General features: G+C 67.5%; 13 protein-coding genes. 9 read left to right on the top strand and 4 right to left on the bottom strand.

The annotated features are described in order from the left end of the window. Positions 1–94: 94 nt before the first annotated feature. Positions 95–934, top strand: coding sequence for a LysR family transcriptional regulator (locus AB4059_RS12925; protein WP_498979407.1), 840 nt, complete (start codon positions 95–97; stop codon positions 932–934). 59 nt (positions 935–993) lie between these two features. Next, positions 994–1,311 (top strand): hypothetical protein, encoded by a 318-nt coding sequence (locus AB4059_RS12920; RefSeq protein WP_498979405.1) that lies wholly within the window; start codon positions 994–996, stop codon positions 1,309–1,311. A 21-nt stretch (positions 1,312–1,332) separates the two neighbouring features. On the opposite strand, the gene AB4059_RS12915 is transcribed toward AB4059_RS12920, so the two are convergent. After that, the gene (locus AB4059_RS12915; RefSeq protein WP_498979404.1) at positions 1,333–3,138 is read right to left on the bottom strand and encodes a hypothetical protein; all 1,806 of its coding nucleotides are present in this window, start codon (positions 3,136–3,138) and stop codon (positions 1,333–1,335) included. Positions 3,139–3,277: 139 nt separating this feature from the next. Between AB4059_RS12915 and AB4059_RS12910 the strand changes: the two genes are divergently transcribed. Continuing rightward, positions 3,278–3,751: a GNAT family N-acetyltransferase gene (locus tag AB4059_RS12910; RefSeq protein WP_498979403.1), complete on the top strand. Its 474-nt coding sequence runs from the start codon at positions 3,278–3,280 to the stop codon at positions 3,749–3,751. Here the strand turns inward: AB4059_RS12910 and AB4059_RS12905 are convergent. Further along, a complete protein-coding gene (locus tag AB4059_RS12905; protein ID WP_498979402.1) occupies positions 3,748–4,284 on the bottom strand; it encodes a hypothetical protein in 537 nt (178 codons plus the stop codon). The two genes, AB4059_RS12910 and AB4059_RS12905, sit on opposite strands and share 4 nt — an antisense overlap. Positions 4,285–4,406: 122 nt before the next feature. Between AB4059_RS12905 and AB4059_RS12900 the strand changes: the two genes are divergently transcribed. Next, positions 4,407–5,501, top strand: coding sequence for a serine hydrolase domain-containing protein (locus AB4059_RS12900; protein WP_498979401.1), 1,095 nt, complete (start codon positions 4,407–4,409; stop codon positions 5,499–5,501). On the opposite strand, the gene AB4059_RS12895 is transcribed toward AB4059_RS12900, so the two are convergent. After that, positions 5,466–6,188: a M15 family metallopeptidase gene (locus AB4059_RS12895; RefSeq protein WP_498979400.1), complete on the bottom strand. Its 723-nt coding sequence runs from the start codon at positions 6,186–6,188 to the stop codon at positions 5,466–5,468. The two genes, AB4059_RS12900 and AB4059_RS12895, sit on opposite strands and share 36 nt — an antisense overlap. Before the next feature lie 155 nt (positions 6,189–6,343). Between AB4059_RS12895 and AB4059_RS12890 the strand changes: the two genes are divergently transcribed. From AB4059_RS12890 to AB4059_RS12880, 3 genes are all read left to right on the top strand, one after another. Continuing rightward, entirely contained in the window at positions 6,344–6,532 is a 189-nt protein-coding gene (locus AB4059_RS12890) for a hypothetical protein (RefSeq protein ID WP_498979399.1), read from the top strand. A 68-nt stretch (positions 6,533–6,600) separates the two neighbouring features. After that, entirely contained in the window at positions 6,601–7,524 is a 924-nt protein-coding gene (locus tag AB4059_RS12885) for a hypothetical protein (RefSeq protein ID WP_498979398.1), read from the top strand. Positions 7,525–7,560: 36 nt separating this feature from the next. Beyond that, a complete protein-coding gene (locus AB4059_RS12880) occupies positions 7,561–8,898 on the top strand; it encodes a cryptochrome/photolyase family protein (RefSeq protein WP_498979397.1) in 1,338 nt (445 codons plus the stop codon). A 359-nt stretch (positions 8,899–9,257) separates the two neighbouring features. Here the strand turns inward: AB4059_RS12880 and ispG are convergent, their stop codons facing one another. Then, on the bottom strand, positions 9,258–10,529 hold the full coding sequence (gene ispG, locus AB4059_RS12875) for a flavodoxin-dependent (E)-4-hydroxy-3-methylbut-2-enyl-diphosphate synthase (RefSeq protein WP_498979702.1): 1,272 nt from the start codon (positions 10,527–10,529) through the stop codon (positions 9,258–9,260). Positions 10,530–10,617: 88 nt separating this feature from the next. Between ispG and xseA the strand changes: the two genes are divergently transcribed. Together xseA and AB4059_RS12865 are read left to right on the top strand one after the other, a co-directional pair. Continuing rightward, positions 10,618–11,964 carry an exodeoxyribonuclease VII large subunit gene (gene xseA, locus AB4059_RS12870; protein WP_498979395.1) on the top strand — a complete coding sequence of 449 codons (1,347 nt, stop codon included), beginning with the start codon at positions 10,618–10,620 and terminating at the stop codon, positions 11,962–11,964. Positions 11,965–11,982: 18 nt separating this feature from the next. After that, positions 11,983–13,425: an aldehyde dehydrogenase family protein gene (locus tag AB4059_RS12865; protein ID WP_498979394.1), complete on the top strand. Its 1,443-nt coding sequence runs from the start codon at positions 11,983–11,985 to the stop codon at positions 13,423–13,425. Positions 13,426–13,429 lie beyond the last annotated feature (4 nt).

Below are 13,429 nucleotides of genomic sequence, written 5' to 3'. Positions count from 1 at the left end.
GTCCTGTGGATGGGGACGGCCGCATCCTAGGGCGCTTGATCGATCAGAAAAACGCATCTACAACGATATCTGACATTTCAGAATCGAATCTCCAATGAAGGCGATGGACGTCGATGCGGTCAGGGCCTTCCTGCTGGCCGCCGATTTGCAGAGCTTCACCAAGGCCGCCGACGTGCTGGGCACCACCCAGTCCGCGGTCAGCCTCAAGCTGCGGCGGCTGGAAGGCCAACTGGGCCGCCGCTTGCTGGAACGCACGCCGCGGCATGTGCAGTTGTCGGCCGAGGGGCTCGTGTTTCTCGATGTCGCGCGCGAACTGGTGACCTCGCACGATCGCGCGGCCGCCGCCTTCGAGACCGAACAGCGCCGACTGGCGATCGGCATCAACCAGCAATTGGTCGGCAGCGAACTTCCGTTTCTGCTGCGTCGAATGCGGGACCACGATCCGAACCTGCTGGTCGAGATCCGCATCGCCGGCACCGACGAACTGATGCGGCGCCAGGAAAGCGGCGAACTCGACGCCGTGCTGGTGCTGCGCCCCGAGGATCGCGGGAAGCGCGGCAAGATCGTGTTCGCCGAATCGTTTTCCTGGTTCGCGTCGGCCAGTTGGGTGCCGCGCGCCGGTCAAGCCCTGCCGCTGGCGACGCAAGGCGCCTCCTGCCGCATCCGCAACGAGGCGGTCCGCGCACTCGACCACGCCGGCATCCAATGGCGCGAAGTCTTCGTCGGCAAGGGCGCCGCGATCCTGGGCGCCGCCGCGCTCGCGGGCCTGGCGGTCGCGGTGCTGGCGCGACGCGCGGCGCCAGCGGGGACGGTCGACGCCAGCGCGCAGCTATCGCTGCCGCCGATCCGTTCGCAGGACGTGATGCTCTACAGCAACCTCAGCGACCGGCGCACACGCGATGCATTGCGCGTCCTCACGCTCGCATTCCAGTGATGTCGAAGGGCCTGCCGCGATGCAGGCCCTTTTTCTTCCCCGGTTGCGTTGTCACCTGCATGGACCGTCGACCGATCGCCTGCCTTGCGGTGCTCCTCGCGCTCTCGCTGCCAGGCATCGCGCATGCGCAGCACTGCACCAGCGACGAGGCATGCCAGGACGGCTCCTGGTGCAACGGCGTGGAGCGTTGCGAGGGAAATCCGCCCAATGGCATGTGCATGCCGGCGCCGCGGCCGATGTGCCTGGGCAAGAAGGTCTGCGACGAAGGATCGCAGCGTTGCCTGGCGCCGAAGCAGGTCGATCAATTACTCGGGTGTCCCAAGGGACAGGCTTACAACGCGACGGAAAAGAAGTGCGTCGCGAAGCCGCCCGCATAACGCCGGCGCGCCCGCCCCATCTCACGGTGCCGCAGCGGCACTCGACCTGACCACCTTCGTCGGCCGCGCGAACGCATCGAAACACGGCGTCGCACCATTCGCCCCGCAGCTACTCGACACCTCCCACGTGAACGCCTGTCCCTGCTGCGTGATCACGCGCTTGCGCAGGGGCGTGTGTTTCGTCGCGGTCTGGTCGCTCCTGGGATACGGCGATCGACCGATGGTGGCGGGATAGACCTGGCCCACGGGATCGAGCTGATACGTCGCGACTTCCGTGCGCAGCACGTTCGCGGGGCCCGTGCCGATTTGCGTGGACAACAATTTTCCATCCGACACGCGATAGCGATTGCCGAAGGTGTAGCGCCGCCATTCGCTGGGGCCGGTGACATCCAGGGTCTTGGTCTCCGGACACGTATTGCCGGCACAGTCCTGCGCCCAGCTGCGGTTGGCCGGACCGAACGCGTAGGTCCATTGCGCGGTCGTCAATCCCGGGCCGCTGATCGTCTTGCTCGTCAGCCCGACGACTTCGAAGTAGAACGGCTGCAGCGAAACGAAACCTTCGGCGCCGGAGCCGGGTTGCGGCGGGCATTGTTTGTCGACGTAGGACCGTCCATGCATCTGCGAACGGAAGGAGAACTCGCCGACCGCGCCCGATGGATGCGTCAGCTTTCCGGTGTAGGTGCCCTGCTGCGTGGAGGCGGTCTGCTCCGAGCAACGGCGCTCGGCATTGACGCCGGCAGGACTGGTGTATGCCTCGCGCAGGTTCACGAAATCGATGCGCCACTTCGACTGGTCCGGGAGGATCACTTCGGTCAGGCCGTTGCCGTAGACGTAACGCCAGGTGCGCGTGCCGTCGCTGACCGCCGAGATGCGCGCGCCGCTCCAGGTCAAAGTGAGTGCGCGGCCGTCGCTTGCGTCGATGCGGGTCAGGCGACGCGGGTTTGCCGCGTCGTAGGTGTACGTCACGGTATTGCCGAAACGATCGACGATCTTCGTCGGAAGGATGCGCACTTCTTCGCGATCGAGTACCGACGACGTGGTACCCACCGGCGCCCTCGGCACGGCCCGGTCGCCGGTGCCGCCGCCTTCGGCCACGTTCCGCGTGATCCACGGCGCGAAGCGCGTAACGAACCAATCGAAGTGGTAACGCGTGCCGTCAGGCGCCACCGCCAGGAAGGCATCGCCCGGCACGCCGTTGGCGGTGTTCGGGAGGCAGGAGAAATACCACTGGTTGTTCGTGACCCAACGGTATTGCTTGCCGTCCTTCGGCATGTGGGGATTGGCCGCGGCGTCGACCGTCAGCATTTCCTGGTCGCCGATGCCGGGCACGTAGAGCGAATTGCCGCTCCAGTACGTAAACCCCTCCCAGCCGCCGTAAGGGGATCCCTGCGCTTCGGGCGCCTCCGCGGTATTCGCCTGGCTCAGGGAACATCGCAAATGCTTGCCTGCCTCGTTCCAGCCATCGACCTGCCAGCCCTTCCCTTTCGCGAAGACGCCATGCAGGTGCGGAAGATCGAGTTCCCAATCGGCGAAACCGCCATCGCGCGACAACAGGTCGCTGCGCTCCACGCCCACGCGGCTTTGCACGACGAACCGGCGACCGACGGACACCGGCAACGCGTTGTTGCCCGGGAGACTGACGTCGGTGGCGGTGAACGTGGTCGCGCCGGTGTAGAGGCTGGTCGCATCGCCGAACAGATCGTCGCCGAGCGCGGCGATCGCCTCGGCGGTCTTCACGGTCTTGCCGTATTCCTCGGGGATCGTCACCTGCGCCGCGGCCACGCACGGGAAACATGCGATGGCGATCGCCACTGTCCACTTCCGCATACCGGCTCCCGCGATGCGCGATGAATGCGTCAGTAAACGGCGCGTGCGCAGGCGCGGCGGCGCGATGCGTCCGCCGATGCATCCGCGGCCGCCGCAACGCGCATTGGAATCGTCGCATCGACGGGCATAGACTGGGCCCGTGCTGGGCCTGCCCACCATCCGTCTCGCCACTTCGGACGATGCGCCCTCCATCGCGACGCTGTCGCGCGAGGCGATCGAGCACGGCCTGCGCTGGCGCTATACGCCCGCGCGCATCCTCGCCGCCATCCGCAGCCGCACCTCGAACGTGGCCGTCGTCCACGCGCACGGCGGATTGCACGCCTTCGCGATCATGGAATACGGCGACACCACGGCGCACCTGGTGTTGCTCGGCGTGCAATCCACGCAGCGGCGCCAGGGCCTGGGCGGGCGCTTGCTCACGTGGCTGGAGGACGCGGCGCGCGTGGCGGGCATCGAACGCATCGATGTCGAATGCCGCGCCGACAACCCCGGCGCGATCGCGTTCTATCGCCACCAGGGCTATCGCGTGCAGGGGGTGATCCCGCACTACTACGAGGCGCGCATCGATGCGGTGCGCCTGGCGAAGGACCTGGTGCAGCGCGCGTCGATCTAGCGCGCCGCCTTCCCGAACAACACCGACGCCACCATCCACAGCACGACGTAGAGCGCCGTGATGCCCAGCAGCATCACCGGCACGTCGAGCCTGCCGACGATCGCGATCGCACCGACCACGCCCTGCGCGATGGCCGTCGCGGTCATCGCACGCGCCATGCCCCGTGCACGGAAGCGCGCGGCGATCGCGCCGACGATCGCGACCAGCAACACGCCGGCGTACATCAGGTTCGCCGGATTGCGCTCGTCGCCGATCAGGCCGACCGCGAGGTTCGCCCACAACAGGAAGAACCCGGTGCCGATGGCCGCGGCGGCGCCCGCGCGATACGCCAGGCTGGCGCTCCTGCGCGCGAGCAATTCGTACGCGCCGCACGCCGCGGCGAGCATGATCCCGAAGGTGGTGAAGTCCAGCGCGGTCCACTGCACCTGGTCGGTGAAGCGCATCGCGACCGCGGGCACGGCCAGCAGCGCGGCGGCGCCGGTCCAGATCGCCAGGCTCCAGCGGTTGCCGGCGCTGCGAAGGTGTTCTGCCATGACGGTGCTCCCTGCGATGGATGTGGGCGCAGCTTCGCGATGCCCGGTGAGCCGCCGATGGGGCGTGTGTGAAGCCGGGACGAAGTGGCCGTACACTCCGGCGATCCGAGGGGAGCCACGCCATGCCGCACCGCGCCATCGTGCAACGCCTGTTGCTGGGAGCCGCCGTCCTGCTGGCGGGTTGCACCACTGCGAGCCATCCCGCCGTGCCCGACCGCCTCGACACCCTGATGCACGATTACATCGGCGATGGCCCGGGCGCTTCGGTGCTCGTGGTGCGCGACGGAAAGGCGATCGAACGCCGCAGTTACGGCTTCGCCGATCTCGAAGCGAAGACGCCGGTCACGCCGGAGACGAACTTCCGCCTCGCCTCGGTCAGCAAGCAATTCAACTCCGCCGCGATCCTGCTGCTCGCGCAGGACGGCAAGCTCTCGATCGACGACCCGATCAAGCGCTTCCTGCCCGCCCTGCCGCCGGAAGACGACGGCATCACGATCCGCCACCTGCTCACGCACACCTCGGGCCTGATCGATTACGAAGACCTGATGGATCCGAAGGACACGTCGCAGATCCACGACATCGGCGTGCTGCAGTTGCTCGAGAAGGAACCCAAACATTACTTCGCGCCGGGCACCGGCTACCGCTACAGCAACAGCGGTTATGCCTTGCTGTCGCTCATCGTCGAACGCGCATCGGGCCAGCGTTACGCCGATTTCCTGCACGCGCGCATCTTCGCGCCGCTGCACATGGACCACACCCTCGCGTACGAAAACGGCATCTCGACCGTCGCCCATCGCGCCTACGGTTACACGCAGGAAAACGGCGCGTGGACGCGCACCGACCAAAGCACGACCAGCGCGGTCCTCGGCGATGGCGGCATTTATTCGTCGATCGACGACCTGCAACGCTGGGACGCGGCGCTGTACGACGATCGCCTGCTGCCGCAATCGGTGTGGAAACAAGCCTTCACGCCCGCGACCAAAACCGACGATCCGACCGTCGAATACGGCTTCGGCTGGCGCATCACGGGCGAAACCCTGTGGCATTCGGGCGAAACGGTGGGCTTCCGCAACGTGATCGTGCGCTATCCGCAGCGCCATCTCACCGTCGTGGTGCTCACCAATCGCAACGAACCCGAACCTTATGCGATGGCCAAACGGATCGCCGCGCTGTACCTGGATTCAGCGCACGGGAATGTCGAAAGCCACGCGCGGTGAGGGCTCGGGGTCGAGCGTGAAGTGCCACCACTCCATCGGATAGGGACGGAAGCCGCCCGCCACCATCGCGTCGCGCAAGCGGTGGCGGTTCGCGCGTTGCGCGTCGGTGGCCTTCTTCGAATCGGTGTTCGCCAGCGTGTCGAAGAAATCGAAGTGCGTGCCCATGTCCAGCGGCGTGCATGCAACGCCGGTGTCGTCGCAGTCCAGCAGGTCGAGGTCGACGGTCGCGCCGCGGCTGTGCCCGGAGGTCGGTGAGATGTAGTCGCCGAGCAGCGCGGGCTTGTCGAACCCCGGGTAGTACGCGGCCTTCGTCCGCCCGTCTTCCGGCGCGTGCGCCCATGCGACGAAGGCCCGCACCGCGCGCACGGGGCGATAGCAATCGTAGAGGCGCAGGCGCATGTGGTCGTCGCGCAGCTTGCGTTCGACGCGGGCAAGCGCTTCGGCCGCGGGGCGCAGCAGGAAGCATTTGGGCGCCTCGTAGCCGGCGACCGGGCCGCCGGTGAAGTTGTCGGCGCCGGCGTAGCGGATGTCCAGGTCGATGTCGGGCAGCAGGCTGCGGATGTCGACGAGGTCGGCTTGTTCCGGGGTCGTCGCGGGGGACAGGGCCGGCGCGGAATCGTGTTGCGTTGCGCAAGCGGTGGCGAGCAGGGCCAGGCTAGAAAGGAGCGCGTGTTTTGCGGGTCGCATGCAGTTTTTCCGAAGCTTTTTGCCACGGTAGCAAAAGCGGCCGCGCCGTCCGGCTCCCGGCTCGTGCCGCTCGGCCGGCGGGGCGCGCGATTCTCACCCCGCATTCACCGGCGTAGCTCATCCTTGGCGCGTCACGTTGCACAGGGGGAAGGCCCATGAACATCAAGACACTCGAGACAGTCCTGGAGGAAATGCGCCAGGCCAACCACGCCGACGAACGCACGCTCCGCGACTGGGAAGCGCGCATCGCCGAGGCGATCACCGACGATTTGGTGGCGCGGATCCAGGCCCAGTTCGGCGCGCCCGCGCTGGCCAAGGCCCCGGGCGGGCACGACTGGGAATGACCTCGTCCCGGGGCGCGTGAGGCGTTCGGGATCGCCTGTCGGGTGCGCCGGTTGAACCGACGCGGCGCATGCCAGTATTGGTGCGCATGTCCTCGCACCTGCCCAGCTGTCTCGCCGCCCTGTTGGTCTTCGCCTCGCTGCCTGCCGCCGCGCAGGAAGTCATCCGCGAAGACGCCACCCTCGACGGCGACCGGCCCGAAGCCTGGGCCATGCATTACCGCACCGCCTCGACCCTGATGACGGCCTTCGGCCCGTCTCCGGCGCTCGCGCCGGGCCAATGGCAGGCGGCATTCGAACTCGGCGACGTGCCGCACATCCCGGCGCGCAAGAGCGAGATCGGGTTCAACGGACAGAAGAACGAAGATCTCAATAAGTCGCCGGTGTTCGGGCGCATGCGCGGTTGGATCGGATTGCCCGGTGGGTTCGTGGCCGAGTTGGCCTGGACGCCGCCGGTCGAGATCCAGGGTGCGAAAGCGCGCGACCTGTGGGCCGCCGCGATCGCACGGCGCGTGGTGGATGCCGATGGCGTGGTCGTGTCCCTGCGCGCGTTCGGCCAGCACGGCGCAGTGGTCGGCGATGTCACCTGCCCTGCGGAACTGGCGGGCATCCGGGACTACGCCATCAACCCCTACGGCTGCGATGCGCCTTCCAGCGACACGCTCCAGTTGAACTACTACGGCCTGGAATCGACCGCTGCCTTGGCGCACGGCCCGTGGACCTGGCACCTGAGCGGCGGCCTGGTGCGGATGGAAAACGAAGTGCAAGTCGACGCGATCACCTACGGATTCCGAGATTACTCGCGGCTGACGGCGACCGACGATCTGGGTTATGTCGCCTTCGGCGTGGGTCGCGCGTTGCGCAAAGGTTGGGGCGCCGCCGTCGAAGTGCTCTACATGCCGCTCACGGTCTTGCGGGAGCCGAACGGCTCGGCCGACAGCGACCCCCTGCTCTCCTTCCGCCTGCAGTTGCGTTACGCCTTCGACGCCCGGTGACGCCCGCTTCGACGCGTGGCGGCGATACTGCGACGCATGCCCAATGCCCTGGTGTGGTTCCGCGACGATCTCCGCCTCGACGACCAGCCCGCGCTGCAGGCGGCGCTCGCCCAGGGTTTCGCGCCGGTTCCCGTGTATGTGCATGCGCCGGGCGAGGAAGGCGATTGGGCGCCGGGTGCGGCCTCCGATGCGTGGCGGCGCCGTTCGCTGATCGCGCTCGATGCGGCGCTGCGTTCACGCGGATCGCGATTGGTGTGCGTGCGCGGGCCGACGCAAGCGGCGCTTGAACGCCTGGCGCGCGACACGCAAGCGGAAGCGGTGTTTTGGACTCGCCGCTACGAGCCGGCGATCGAAGCGCGCGACACCGTGTTGAAGCGCGCATTGCGTCGCGCGGGCCTGTTCGCCGAGAGCCACAACGGTGCGCTGCTGATCGAACCGTGGGAGGTCGCGACCAAAGCCGGCGACCCGTACAAGGTGTTCACGCCCTTCTGGAAGGCGGCTGCGGCGACGATGCGGACGCCGCGTGTGTTCGATGCGCCTGCGCGATTGCCGGCGGTGACGATCGAAGGTGCGTCGATCGATGTGCTCCTTCCTGCGCCGACTCCTGCGTGGGATCGTTCATTCTGGACGCACTGGACGCCGGGCGAAGCCGGTGCGCGCGCGGCGTTGGACGCATTCGTCGGGAAGGTCGCCGCCTATCCCGAAGCGCGCGACCTGCCCGCGGTCGATGGCACTTCCACGTTGTCGCCGCATCTGCATTTCGGCGAGGTGTCGATCCAGCGCGCCTACGCGACGATCGCGCAATGCGATGCGCCGAAGGAGGCGCGCATCGCCTTCCTGCGGCAATTGTTCTGGCGCGAGTTCGCGCATCATCTGCTGCATCATTTTCCGCGCACGACCGATCACAACCTCGATCCGCGCTTCGACGATTTCGATTGGGCGCGTGTCGACGAAACGCAACTGGATGCGTGGAAATCCGGCCGCACGGGCATTCCCATCGTGGACGCGGGCATGCGCCAGCTCTGGCAGACCGGCTGGATGCACAACCGCGTGCGCATGTTGGTCGCGAGCCTGTTGACCAAACATTTGCGGGTGCATTGGCTCGAAGGGGCGCGGTGGTTCTGGGACACGCTGGTGGATGCGGACCTTGCGAACAACACGCTCGGCTGGCAGTGGGTCGCGGGTACCGGGGCCGATGCGGCACCGTATTTCCGCATTTTCAATCCGTTGTTGCAGGCAAAGCGTTTCGATCCCGATGGCGCGTACGTGCGCCGTTGGGTGCCGGAAGTGGGAACCAAGGGCTATCCGCCGCCGATCGTCGACCTGGCGGCGGCTCGGGAGTTGTCTTTGCAGGCGTTCCACTCGCGTCATTGACGCGCCGCCCGAACGTCGTGCGTTCCAAATTTTTTTGGGAAAAAAATTTGAAACGCACAACGCTGGGGCATCACCTTTCGTGCGTTGGCTCTCGATCAGGGGCTTCGCCCGAGCAGTCACTTGTGCGGTGCGAAGCAAGCTTCGCACTGGGCCGATCCTTGTCGAGAAGTCAGAAGCCTGACCGCCGAAGAGGACAACAACGCAGTTGAGGTGAGCCTCGACGCGTGGCGTGGTGTGGTTCACCAGAGCAAGGCCATGGATGGCCTTGCGCCCGCGACTTGGTGGCCATGGATGGCGTTCCAGGAGCGGCAGGGGAACCACACCACGTCACGCGGCGAGGCGTCCATCCGAAGTGGTCGCTAGGCGACTGACGATCGGCCGAATTTGCGCTCGACGTAGTCGTCGATCATCGCGACGAATTCCTGCGCGATGTTGTCGCCGCGCAGCGTCTTCGCTTTTTCGCCGTCGATGAAGACCGGCGCGGAGGGCGCTTCGCCGGTGCCCGGGAGCGAGATGCCGATGTTGGCGTGGCGCGATTCGCCGGGGCCGTTCACCACGCAGCCCATCACCGCCAGGGTGAGGTTTTCCGCGCCCGGGTGGCTGACCTTCCACATCGGCATTTTGTCGCGCACGTGTTCCTGCACGGTCTTCGCCAATTCCTGGAAGAACTCCGAGGTCGTGCGCCCGCAACCGGGGCATGCGGTGACCATCGGCGTGAATGCGCGCAGGCCGAGTGTCTGCAGCAATTCCTGCGCGACGATGACTTCCTGCGTGCGCGACGCGCCCGGATCGGGCGTGAGCGAGATGCGGATCGTGTCGCCGATGCCTTCCTGCAACAGCACGGCGAGCGCCGCGCTGCTGGCGACGATGCCCTTGCTGCCGATGCCGGCTTCGGTGAGGCCCAGGTGCAGCGCGAAATCCCCGCGCGTGGCGAGTTCGCGATACACCGCGATCAGTTCCTGCACGCCGCTGACTTTCGCGCTGAGCACGATGCGGTCGGCGGGCAGGCCGATCTCGACGGCACGATGCGCCGAATCCAGCGCCGAGCGGATCAGGGCTTCGCGCAACACGCGCCCGGCATCCCACGGTTCGGCGCGCAGGTGGTTTTCGTCCATCAGTTGCGTGGCGAGGGCCTGGTCGAGCGAGCCCCAGTTCGCGCCGATGCGCACGGGCTTGTCGTTGGCGATCGCGAACTCGATCAACTGCGCGAACTGCAGGTCCTTCTTCTTGCCGAAGCCGACGTTGCCGGGGTTGATGCGGTACTTGGCGAGCGCTCGCGCGCAGGCCGGTTCGCCGGCGAGCAACTGGTGCCCGTTGTAGTGGAAGTCGCCGATGATCGGCACGTGCACGCCCATCATCTCGAGCTTCTCGACGATGCGCGGCACGGCGGCGGCGGCGTCGGGCGTGTTGACGGTGACGCGGACCAGTTCGGACCCCGCGCGCCAAAGGTCGGCGACCTGCTTGGTCGTGGAGGCGACATCCGCGGTGTCGGTGTTGGTCATCGACTGCACGACGACCGGCGCGTTGCCGCCGACGGCGATCCCGCCCACGTGCACTTGCCGCGTCTGCCGGCGCGGCGCGAGGCCGAAGCGCGTGGCGTGGCAAGGCAGGTGGTCGTTGGCGGCGGGCATGCGGGTATCGATCGACATGCGCGCATTCTACCGTGCGTGACCGGCGGCCCCGCCTGCGCTACCGTGTCCCGCCGTCACCCGCCCCCGCATGTCCTCCCGCGACGACGCCCGCCGGATCCTTTCGCCCAGCCAGCTCAACACCCTGGCGCGGGACCTGCTGGAAGGGTCCTTCCCGTCGGTCCTGGTCGAAGGCGAGCTGGGCAACCTCTCGCGCCCCGGGTCGGGGCACCTGTATTTCACGCTGAAGGACGCGCGCGCCCAGGTGCGCTGCGCGCTGTTCAAGCCCAAGAGCCAGTGGCTGAACTTCGTCCCGCGCGAAGGCCTGCGCGTGCTCGCGCGCGGCCGCCTCACGCTGTACGAGGCGCGCGGCGACTACCAGCTGATCCTGGATTCGCTCGAGGAAGCGGGCGAAGGCGCGCTGCGCCGCGCATTCGAGGAACTGAAACAGAAGCTGACCGCCGAAGGCTTGTTCGAAAGCGAGCGCAAGCGGCCGCTGCCCGCCTTCGTGCGTCGCCTGGCGGTGTTGACCTCGCCTTCGGGCGCCGCGGTGCGCGACGTGCTCAGCGTGCTCGCGCGGCGCTTTCCGCTGATGCAGGTCGACGTGCTGTCGGTGCCCGTGCAGGGCGAAACCGCGCCCGCGCAGATCGTGGCGATGTTGCAGCGGGCTTATCGCTCGCAACGCTACGACGCGATCCTGCTGGCGCGCGGCGGCGGGTCGCTCGAAGACCTGTGGGCCTTCAACGACGAGCGCCTCGTGCGCGCGATCGCGCAATCCCCCGTCCCGGTGGTGTCCGCGATCGGGCACGAGACCGACTTCAGCCTCAGCGATTTCGTCGCCGACCTGCGCGCGCCGACGCCGTCGGTCGCGGCCGAGCTCCTCGCACCCAGCGGCCACGATCTCGCGCTGCGCCTGCAGGGCTTGCAACGTCGCGCGACGCGTTTGCTGTCGCATCGGATGCATCGCGATGCGCAACGCGCCGACCGTGCCGCCCTGCGCCTGCACGCGTTGCGGCCGCGCGCGCGGCTGGATCTGCTGCTTCGACGCCAGGTCGAAGCGCAGCGCCGCCTCGACCATGCATTCCGCAAGCAGCTGGAACGTCTGCACTCGCGCATGCGCCACGCCGACGCGGTGTTGCGCACCATGGCGCCCAAGCGTCGCATCGCCCTGCTCCATCAACGTTTGGAAGCGCTGCGCCCCCGTCCGCTCGCCGCGATCGCACGCCGCCTCCGCCACGACCACGTCCACCTGCGCGGCCTGGCGCGTTCGCTGGAGGCCGTCAGTCCGCTGGCCACCGTGGCGCGCGGCTACGCGATCCTGCAGCGCGACGACGGCCACGTCATCCGCAGCGTGCAGGATGTACAGGCCGGGCAACGCCTGCGGGCGCGGCTGGGCGACGGCACGCTGCCGTTGCGGGTGATCGACCCGGAAGACTGAGCCACCAAGGAGACCGCCATGGCGAAGCAAGGTTTGTCGAAGAGCTACCCCTGCTATCTCGCCAATGCGCCGATCCCAGGCGCGTCGGAACTCGACGTCCTGGACAAATTCACCGGCAAGCGCGCCACGCGCGTGGGATTCGCCGACGCCGCGCTGGTGCGCAAGGCAATCGTCGCGGCACACAAGGCGCGCGGTGCGATGGCCGCCTTTGCGCCCGACCAGCGCCGCGACGTGCTCGAACACTGCGTGCGGCGATTCACCGAACGCCAGGAAGAACTCGCGCTCGCGCTGTGCATCGAAGCCGGCAAGCCGATCAAGGATGCGCGCGGCGAAGTCACGCGCCTGATCGACACCTTCCGCATCGCCGCCGGCGAAGCCACGCGCATCGACGGCGAAGTCCTCGAACTGCAGATCTCGCCGCGCACGCGCGGATATCGCGGCATGGTCAAGCGCGTCCCGATCGGCGCCTGCGCCTTCATCACGCCCTTCAATTTCCCGCTCAACCTGGTCGCGCACAAAGTGGCGCCCGCGCTGGCGGCCGGCTGCCCGTTCGTGTTGAAGCCGGCTGCGAAGACGCCCGTCGGCGCGCTGATCATCGGCGAAGTCCTCGCCGAAACCGACCTCCCGCGCGGCGCGTTCTCCATCCTGCCCTGCTCCAACGAAGACGCCTCCCTGCTGGTGGAAGACGAGCGCCTCGCGTTGCTGAGTTTCACCGGCGGCCTGGTCGGCTGGGACCTCAAGGCGCGCGCCGGCCGCAAGAAGGTGACGCTCGAACTGGGCGGCAACGCGGCTTGCATCGTCGACGAGGACCCCGGGCAATCGCTCGATGCCGTCGTCGAACGCATGGTCTTCGGCGCGTACTACCAGTCCGGGCAGAGCTGCATCAGCGTGCAGCGCATCTTCGTGCACCGCGCGCAATATGCGAAATTCAGGAAGAAGATGGCCGACGCCGTCGCCAGACTACGCATGGGCGATCCGAAGGACGAACGGGTCTTCATCGGCCCGATGGTCGACGAAGCCGCCGCCAAACGCGTGGACGCGTGGATGGATGCCGCGATCGCCGGCGGCGCAAAAACGCTCGTGCGCGGCAAGCGCAAAGGCAACCTGGTGCCTGCTGCGCTCCTCGAAAAGGTGCCGCACGACAGCGACCTGTACCGGCAGGAAGCCTTCGGCCCGGTTGCGCTGATCGAAGCCTTCGATGATTTCGACGCGGCGATCGACCTGGTCAACGAAAGCGACTTCGGATTGCAGGCCGGCGTGTTCACCGGATCGATCGCGCACGCCATGCAAGCGTGGGACGGCATCGAAGCCGGCGGTGTGATCGTGGGCGATGTGCCGAGCTTCCGCGTGGACAACATGCCCTACGGCGGCGTGAAGCACTCCGGGCTGGGGCGGGAGGGCGTGCGGAGTGCGATCAGGGATATGACGGAGGAGCGGTTGTTGGTGGTGCGGGATGTTTGAAGCA

Origin of the sequence: Lysobacter sp. 2RAF19 (assembly GCF_052115395.1) — a bacterium.
Classification (GTDB): Bacteria; Pseudomonadota; Gammaproteobacteria; order Xanthomonadales; family Xanthomonadaceae; genus Noviluteimonas.
This window is presented reverse-complemented; position numbering and strand designations above follow the sequence as displayed.

Coding starts and splice junctions, on each gene's coding strand:
- AB4059_RS12925 (WP_498979407.1), top strand. CDS start 95: ATGAAGGCGATGGACGTCGATGCGGTCAGGGCCTTCCTGCTGGCCGCC.
- AB4059_RS12920 (WP_498979405.1), top strand. CDS start 994: ATGGACCGTCGACCGATCGCCTGCCTTGCGGTGCTCCTCGCGCTCTCG.
- AB4059_RS12915 (WP_498979404.1), bottom strand. CDS start 3,138: ATGCGGAAGTGGACAGTGGCGATCGCCATCGCATGTTTCCCGTGCGTG.
- AB4059_RS12905 (WP_498979402.1), bottom strand. CDS start 4,284: ATGGCAGAACACCTTCGCAGCGCCGGCAACCGCTGGAGCCTGGCGATC.
- AB4059_RS12900 (WP_498979401.1), top strand. CDS start 4,407: ATGCCGCACCGCGCCATCGTGCAACGCCTGTTGCTGGGAGCCGCCGTC.
- AB4059_RS12895 (WP_498979400.1), bottom strand. CDS start 6,188: ATGCGACCCGCAAAACACGCGCTCCTTTCTAGCCTGGCCCTGCTCGCC.
- AB4059_RS12890 (WP_498979399.1), top strand. CDS start 6,344: ATGAACATCAAGACACTCGAGACAGTCCTGGAGGAAATGCGCCAGGCC.
- AB4059_RS12885 (WP_498979398.1), top strand. CDS start 6,601: ATGCCAGTATTGGTGCGCATGTCCTCGCACCTGCCCAGCTGTCTCGCC.
- AB4059_RS12880 (WP_498979397.1), top strand. CDS start 7,561: ATGCCCAATGCCCTGGTGTGGTTCCGCGACGATCTCCGCCTCGACGAC.
- ispG (WP_498979702.1), bottom strand. CDS start 10,529: ATGCCCGCCGCCAACGACCACCTGCCTTGCCACGCCACGCGCTTCGGC.
- xseA (WP_498979395.1), top strand. CDS start 10,618: ATGTCCTCCCGCGACGACGCCCGCCGGATCCTTTCGCCCAGCCAGCTC.
- AB4059_RS12865 (WP_498979394.1), top strand. CDS start 11,983: ATGGCGAAGCAAGGTTTGTCGAAGAGCTACCCCTGCTATCTCGCCAAT.